This window comes from uncultured Shimia sp. (assembly GCF_947498095.1).
In the GTDB taxonomy this organism is placed as follows: domain Bacteria; phylum Pseudomonadota; class Alphaproteobacteria; order Rhodobacterales; family Rhodobacteraceae; genus Shimia.
In genome coordinates this window covers 1-7,322 of the sequence record NZ_CANMJE010000029.1, presented here as the reverse complement: position 1 = coordinate 7,322, position 7,322 = coordinate 1, and the positions used below count along the sequence as shown (strand labels likewise).

The 7,322-nt window shown below is 53.1% G+C and carries 4 protein-coding genes; 2 read left to right on the top strand and 2 right to left on the bottom strand.

What is annotated here, in order from left to right; all coding sequences use genetic code 11:
• Window positions 1–496: 496 nt before the first annotated feature.
• Both Q0932_RS20315 and Q0932_RS20310 read right to left on the bottom strand, forming a co-directional pair.
• Window positions 497–1,825, bottom strand: a complete 1,329-nt coding sequence (locus tag Q0932_RS20315) for a glycoside hydrolase family 99-like domain-containing protein (protein ID WP_299357075.1) — start codon at window positions 1,823–1,825, stop codon at window positions 497–499.
• Between the two features lie 730 nt (window positions 1,826–2,555).
• Window positions 2,556–3,155 (bottom strand): tyrosine-type recombinase/integrase, encoded by a 600-nt coding sequence (locus Q0932_RS20310; protein ID WP_299357073.1) that lies wholly within the window; start codon window positions 3,153–3,155, stop codon window positions 2,556–2,558.
• Window positions 3,156–4,152: 997 nt separating this feature from the next.
• Between Q0932_RS20310 and Q0932_RS20305 the strand changes: the two genes are divergently transcribed.
• Window positions 4,153–6,285 (top strand): hypothetical protein, encoded by a 2,133-nt coding sequence (locus tag Q0932_RS20305; protein WP_299357071.1) that lies wholly within the window; start codon window positions 4,153–4,155, stop codon window positions 6,283–6,285.
• 80 nt (window positions 6,286–6,365) lie between these two features.
• The gene (locus Q0932_RS20300; RefSeq protein WP_299357068.1) at window positions 6,366–7,100 is read left to right on the top strand and encodes a hypothetical protein; all 735 of its coding nucleotides are present in this window, start codon (window positions 6,366–6,368) and stop codon (window positions 7,098–7,100) included.
• Window positions 7,101–7,322: the final 222 nt, after the last annotated feature.

Here is a 7,322-nt window from a genome sequence, read left to right as displayed (position 1 = left end):
AACCATCATACCAATGGAACCCAGGCCGATCATGCACTAACAATCAACTTGGACCCGTCAGATAGGGCTGCTCAGTCATGGGCCAGTACATAGCTCGTCGTCTTGAACCAAGCCTCAAAGGTTTTCCGAATAGCTCCTTGAGATTCGATTCATCCACCAGCCGCTCAGCAATCAACTTATTCAATTAATCCAATCATCTGTTCTTCGCTTCATCGTCTGTCTCCTCAGTTGCAGAACAGGCTAATCTCAAACGTCGGACATTTCAGACGAGCAGGTCACCGACGAGTGCGATGTTCACGAAAAATCGCGGCCTTACAGGCTTCGGTTCACAAGCATTTCATTCTGAGCGCGGCATCTGTACTAGACCAATTTTCAAGGCGAGCCTTGCTGCCGCTCTGGCCGAGAGGAGTCAACTCAGCACAACATGAAGGACAGTAATGTTGGCCTAGCAGAGACGAGTTCTACTTTAGCTGACACCACCGATTGTAGAAAAGTCTCACAGTCCAGGCTGAGTGGAGGCTGAATTAGTCTGAGAGCATTCTTCCGCTGTGCGCACGGCGTCTGCTGTTGCTTGCAAATAGGCAAACCCATATTTTCGGTCAGGCTCCAGATGAGTCCCTTCTGCCCATTCATTCCAAGCATTAATGAAGACGATCTTCTCATCTTCAGTGTATTTCGGCTGGTGTAGAACCTGGCGGCAAAGCGTGGTCAACCAGTCTTTGTAGGCGGAAATTGAAAACCGTTCAAATATGCGGGCTGCGTTCTGATTGCGTGCGGTGTTGTCCCACGACAACACGACGGACCGGAAACACTTATAGTCCTTCTCGCGCTGCGCCTTTGAGCCTGCAATCATGGTTCCATAGTCATAGATCGCCCCGGCAAAGTCAGGGTTAAAGACTTGCATATTGTCGGTGATATCCTTGCGTCTGGCTTGGTGTGGGGGAAACTCGCAGGTGGCATCGAAGCCCAAGACCCCTGGATCTTTGATGTCGAAGCTTTGGACGGCAATCAAATAAAGGCCTGGCAGCCCCCAGCGTTTGGCCTCGGCTCTCCACGCTTCAGTGATGGCGCAAATGTCAGGAATAATATTGGCGCGGTAGACAATGAATACAGGTTTACCGTCAATCGTGATGTAGCGAGGGTCTTCCATATAAGGCCGAACGTGTCGCAACATAGCCACGGAATCCGCGATTGAGTGATCTTGCGAAATCAGCACGTCATGCTCGCTGCCATCCCAGCGGCGCGTCCAGTTTTCATTGGCCCAGTTCAGGCAAAAAGGCATGTCGATTTCGGGGCGCTGCAACATTTGCTGCAAAGGCCTTTCCAACAGTGTTTTGCCGCCAAACCAGTAGAAATAATACGAGAAGCCGCCGATGCCATAAGCCTTTGCGATCTTGGCCTGTTCCTCCATTATTTCAGGCAATCGAAGATCATAGTACCCTAAGTGAATGGGGCAATGGGGTTGGTAGTGTCCTGGATAGTTGGGTACCGCCTTGCCGACATTGGTCCATTCGGTAAACCCCTTGCCCCACCATTCGTCGTTCTCCTCAACGGGGTGAAATTGCGGGAGGTAATGCGCGATCAATTTGACTTTTGGATCAAAGGGCGGCGGCGGTGCATATTCTACAAAATCAGCTACCAAATCAGCGGCCACATAGCCTCGTTCTTGGCTCGTCACCTGCTGCTCGTGGACATGGAATGTGCGTCTTGGATCGCGCTTATTCGCTGAGTTGCGAAACCGGCGCGTCATCCGGGTCGGCAGAGGCGGGCTGAGTCTAGCCAAGCCACTGAGCAGCATGAACGTGATGTAGTTTGTGATCGACATGTTTTTTTGAGCCTCCAATCAGGCGATTTCTTCTCGGGTTAGGTGTCAACCTCCGAGGTGGCTTCGTGCATTGTGGACGTTGCGTATGCTTATTGTTTGTAATATTTGACGATGCAGACGTTTTGTAAAGCGTCGGCACTGTCAGAAGAAACTAGCTTGAGACGGGCGGAGTGCTGAACTAGCGTCTTGTGATGAGAGAAAGTTCTCCTTTCAAGTACTTCAAAACACGCCCGGTAGCCATTAGTAAACCTCGAAGAAAAAATGGTCACTCAATGGCACTGAGCTCCATTTTCATTCTCATGGACAACAAGCCTTTTCTATTCATCACAAGGGTTGTTGAAATTAAATGGTTTTCTGGGCTGTCAGTTTCGCAAAAGCAAATATGGGTTGCTTTCCATTATCCTCAGCAAGTGAGCTGACTAATGTCTTCTCTGTCCTTAAAGTCTCCAGCAAATCTCGAGAACTGCGGTGCCCCTAGATTTGTAGACTCTTTGCTTTGTAATTTTGGAGGCAGGTCATTAACTTAATGTGTGCTGGGCCTGATTGTTTACTAATAGGTGACACCGGATTTTGCCACTGCCATGTAAGAGTTACACCTATGTTGAACCGTATTAGGGGGGGCTGCCAACTACCCCCAGGCTTTGTCGAAGGGTGTGGATCTAAATCCTTCTGCCGTCAATTAGGACCTGCAAGGTGAACCATCAGTAATCTCAAACAGCAGCTCGACAGCCTAAGCTCTTCGATACTTGTGCCTATTGAGGCCAAAGCTCATCATCGCGGAACCCTTGTGCGTTGCCAGCTTGGTCCAGTCGTCCGTTGTGGCCGTTGTCACCTTATGTGAGCCAAGGAGCAGGCTCTCCCAGTTATACATAACTTGACGTCGCTCTGTGAACCTGCCAGCACGGTTGTAGGTTCGCTTAACACTAGCCTGGGTAGCGGCGGCCTGGTGGTTCAGAATTCGATCAACCACGTTCTCGTCGGCTCCGTTCTCCACCATATGCGTAGCAAAAGAGCGGCGAATGTCGCGCAGCTGGAACGACAGTGGAATTCCTGCATCCTCAAACCATCGGCGTTTCATATCCGCAAAAGTCTTTTTCCCCAGCCACTGCATCCCATCTTTTACGACAGCCTGAGCGCGATGGTTCAGGTGGATGATGTGGGAGGTCCCGTTCTTGGAAGTGGGCAGATGCACCTCGTCGCCAAACATTATGTTGGGTGAGAAGTTCATCAAGTCGCTGTTACGCTGGCCTGTCAAGATAAGCAGCTTGCAGAACCCTTCCCAGCCTCCGCGATCATCCGCAGCCTCATAGAGAGCACGAAGCTGTGCCAACGTGAAGTACTAATCTCGTGGGGCCTCTTTCCCAGGCATGAATGTGGGGTTCAAATCTATCAGTCCTTCGGACCGAGCCCACCTCCAGAAATGTAAGAGCGCGGACCGATAGCGGTTGCAGGTTGCACCTTGCCACTGTGACAATGCGTCGGTCAGTTCTTTTTGCTTGATCATATGAAGCTCACGGCGGGAAAATTTCCCGAGTGCGCGGTTGAGCTGGCGCAGTCTTTCGTCGCCAAATTTCAGGTCGGAAAGGTGTTTCTCAGAACAGAGTTTGAGTGCGTCTTTTGTGAGCATGCTGCCTCCAGGAAAATCCGTGGACAGTTCTTGCGCGTGGGCCTCACCGTCATTATCACTACTGTTTTCAAGCGCTTGCTTGATGGAGGCGAGTACCGGAATCGAACCGGTGTACACGGATTTGCAAGCGGTGAGCCTTCCTTCACGATTTGTTTCAAATGCCCTTATTGTCAAAGGTTTGCGGCGTTTCGGCCTTGCCTGGAGAGTGTTTGTTTCCGCAGAACTGGCCCTTATCGGTTCTTAGCGATCCTTATTCCGCAAAGAGAAATGCGTGCCTTGGGCTCGTTCTCTTGCCTTACTGGCCGGCATAAAGGCGTCGGATGTCGTGGACAGTCATCCGGCACCTGGAGAAGTAAATAACCGGTTCAATGGGGGCGCGCATTGGCTGTGCGTGGGCACGACGAACCGCAAGTTTGGGCGTCGAGCGGAGTTTGCAAACGTTCGCGCCAATGGTAGTTCGCGGAGCCAAAGTGGACGTCCGATCAAATGACTCAGATGACTGCCTTGAGCCCAAAGGTGACATCGGATCTGGGCAGACCATTGGTCAAGACGGGCGGAAAATGGGCGTTCGCTGTAAAAGCGACAAATGTCAGCTTGGCGGCAAAACCGTCGATGAAAGACGCTGCGGGGTGGTGCAACTAAATGATACATGACATAAACTATTTCGGTCGTGCTATTCAAAACCCCTCAGGAGGCTGCAATGCATGCATGTGTGACAGACTACGAAGCACTCTACAACGACGCCTATCGCGCCCGGCGTGGCGAGCACACTAGTTTTGATCGCAGCGTTCTGCCCTCTCTTGTTGCTGAAAAGTCTCTTGGCCTCGGCTGCAAGAAACATCTGGATGTGAGCGGCGGTCAGGGCAATTTGGGGCGCGACCTTGCCGAGTTAGGGATTACCACAACCACAACCGACATTGGGGCGCTGCCTGGGTCTCCGGTCCTCCCCTTCAATCTGGCCGTCTCGGACGACAGTGCCACCCGGAGGGTTTTGAACGAAATCCACGCGACAGATGACAGTTACCTGACAAGTTGCTTCGATGTTCTGGAACATATCGATCGGGAGCATGTCGCCGCAGCGGTGCACAACCTTGCAACGCTGGCGGACCAGCACCTGATCGTGTCCATCTCCACCCGCCCGAGCGCCTATGACAACTTGTTGCATGCTACACTTCTGCCCATCGCGGCATGGATCGCGTGCTTCAGATTGGCAGGGTTCGAAGTTAAAACCATTGATGTGTTTCCGGAGGCTCAGCACAAGCCAGACTTTCCGGATGTCGAAGATCTCCAGTTGGTCCATCACTGGATGAACACTGACGTTTTTGAGGATGTTGAGTTCGGAGAGCCAAGGTATGTCCACTTTGAAAAAGTGACGTCCGCGCCTGACCTTAGCCTCCTGAAACGCGACATCGACGCGGTTGTCGACGTTGGGTACCGCATCGAGAAGCGAAAGGCATTCGAGCCTGCCAGCGCGCAGGACTTCGTCTTCGCCCTGCATTTTTCTCAGGAATGGTCGCTGATAAGGCCATTTCTGGACGTTCTACCAAGAGATCGCGTACATGTACTAATCAAACGCGGCGGGCTGCAACCGCTTCACCATCGCGCCATCATCTCATTCCTGACACGCTGTAACGTCAAGACTACGGTTTTCGATCAGGTCCCGGACCTCGATTTCGCAGAGATCGCCGGGCGCACGTTGATTTTGGGTGCAGAAAGCACCGCAACTGCGGCGCATCTAAGCGGGTTTGAGCTCTCCGCAACAGCGCGACTGCATGGCTGCCGGACGGTTCTTCTGCAACACGGCGTCTGGCCAAGACCATTCGACGACCAGATTATCTCATTTGCATCTGAGACACTCTTCACCTGGAGTGCGGAAGAACAAAGGCGGCTCAACAAACATCACCATGAGGTGTTTGGCGGGCAATTCCCTTGGGGCCACATTTCCGACGCTCAGAATCAGCCGATCGGCAGTCCGAAATTCGCGGACCAATTGTTGTACCCGCCGTCTCATTTGGAGTGGAAACTGGGTGTGGATCGCAACCGGTTCGACAAGGCGGTCTTGCTCTGCTCAAAGAACCTCCGCGGGCGCTGGGGCATACACGAAAGCCAGGAAACATCGCTTGCCGGCTACGAAAAGGTCATTGCCAGCAATCCCGATACGTTCTTTCTGGTCAAACCGCATCCGGTTGATGGCGTGGACCCCTTTCTGGTTCTTCGTCACTTCCCCAACGTTCGCTTGTTCGACGAGATCATCGGAACGCTGTCAGACTCACCCCTGAACCGCCTTCTGCCCGCTATTGATTTGGTTGCGACAGGGCCATCGAGCGTGGTGGTCGATGCTGCCGTGTCCGCCAAGCCTGTGTTTGTCTTCGATACAGGCCAGCCGGTCGAACTGGAACATATGAAAGCTCAACCGATCGACGCATTGGGTAGGACATTGCACGATGCGGCCGCCCTGCAGACTTTGTCGGACCGTTCAAGCGCCCTGAAAGATCTGTATGCGAGAAACTCGGATCAGGATTTTTATGCAAAGGCTGCCGAGTTCTTGAGCCAACCAGCCGGGATCAACGATCCGGGTGACCTGGCGAAAGCGGCCACCTTATCCTCAACGGCCAACAGGGCGCTCCGGGACGGCACCGCGCTGAGAGCAGAGATTGTCGAGCTCCAGCTGGCTCTTGAAAAGGCCGAAGCGCGCGTCACAGATCTCGAAAAAACGGGGGCAGACACACATCAGCATACCGACCCGCGCCCGCCTTTTTTGGCGCGAAAGAAGCGGCAAATCATGCGACAATTCAACAAGCTTTCAGGTGCGCGGGCTGGCACGAAACCCTGATCAAGGATTATCACAACGCACAGCGCCGACAGGGCGACGCGGGCCGACCGTCGATCACAAAGCAGCAGAGGAAGACTAGAATGGGAATTGACGTTTGTGTTGGGTGGGACCCCCGGGAAAAGGATGCCTATCAGGCCTGCGTGAATTCCATCAGGTCCGCCAGCAGTATTGAGCTCAACATCATCCCAATTGTGATGGGCGAGCTCAAGGAAGCGGGCCTTTACACGCGTGAAACCGAAACGCGCGATGGCCGCCTATGGGATGTTATTTCGGGCGCGCCGATGGCGACCGAGTTCGCAGTTTCCCGTTTCTTTGCCCCTTTGCTGGCCGAGAAACATCATTCGAAAAGCCAATGGGTTCTGTTTTGTGACTGTGATTTTCTATGGACTGGGGACGTGGCGGATCTGGTGCAAGAGCTGAGCACCGACAAGGCCCTGTTTTGCGTCCACCACAACTACGCGCCCTCTGAAACGACCAAGATGGATGGGCAGGCACAGCTCTTGTATTCCCGCAAAAACTGGTCCAGCATGATGGTGTTCAACAGGTTTCACCCTGCAAATAAAAAGCTGACCTTGGAATTGCTCAATTCGGTTCCCGGTCGCGACTTGCATCGATTCTGCTGGCTCGAAGATGACGAGATAGGGTCGGTTTCATCTGACTGGAACTGGCTCGAGGGCCACAGCCCAAAAACGGACCGGCTACCACGCGCAATCCATTACACTCGCGGCGGTCCATGGATGGAGGGCTGGGAGCATGTAGACTACGCGAAGGAATGGCTCGAGTCTTTCGAGTCAGCGAGCACCTACGGAGAATAAACTACTAGGCCGCAAAGCGGCGATAAGGTGGTCGCTTTGGTCTGAGAACCGATAGTTGCTTGCTGGCCTCGGGCTGAAATCCGTGGTTTCGTACACGACGTGATGGAGATCAATTTAGGTGTTGTACATCCGGTTGTTGCGCATAGTGAGCAGCCCTATCTGACGGGTCCAAGTTGATTGTTAGTGCATGATCGGCCTGGGTTCCATTGGTATGATGGTTTC

Bases quoted from the DNA above. Each gene is read 5' to 3' on its own strand.
- Q0932_RS20315 (WP_299357075.1), bottom strand. From the start codon at position 1,825: ATGTCGATCACAAACTACATCACGTTCATGCTGCTCAGTGGCTTGGCT.
- Q0932_RS20305 (WP_299357071.1), top strand. From the start codon at position 4,153: ATGCATGCATGTGTGACAGACTACGAAGCACTCTACAACGACGCCTAT.
- Q0932_RS20300 (WP_299357068.1), top strand. From the start codon at position 6,366: ATGGGAATTGACGTTTGTGTTGGGTGGGACCCCCGGGAAAAGGATGCC.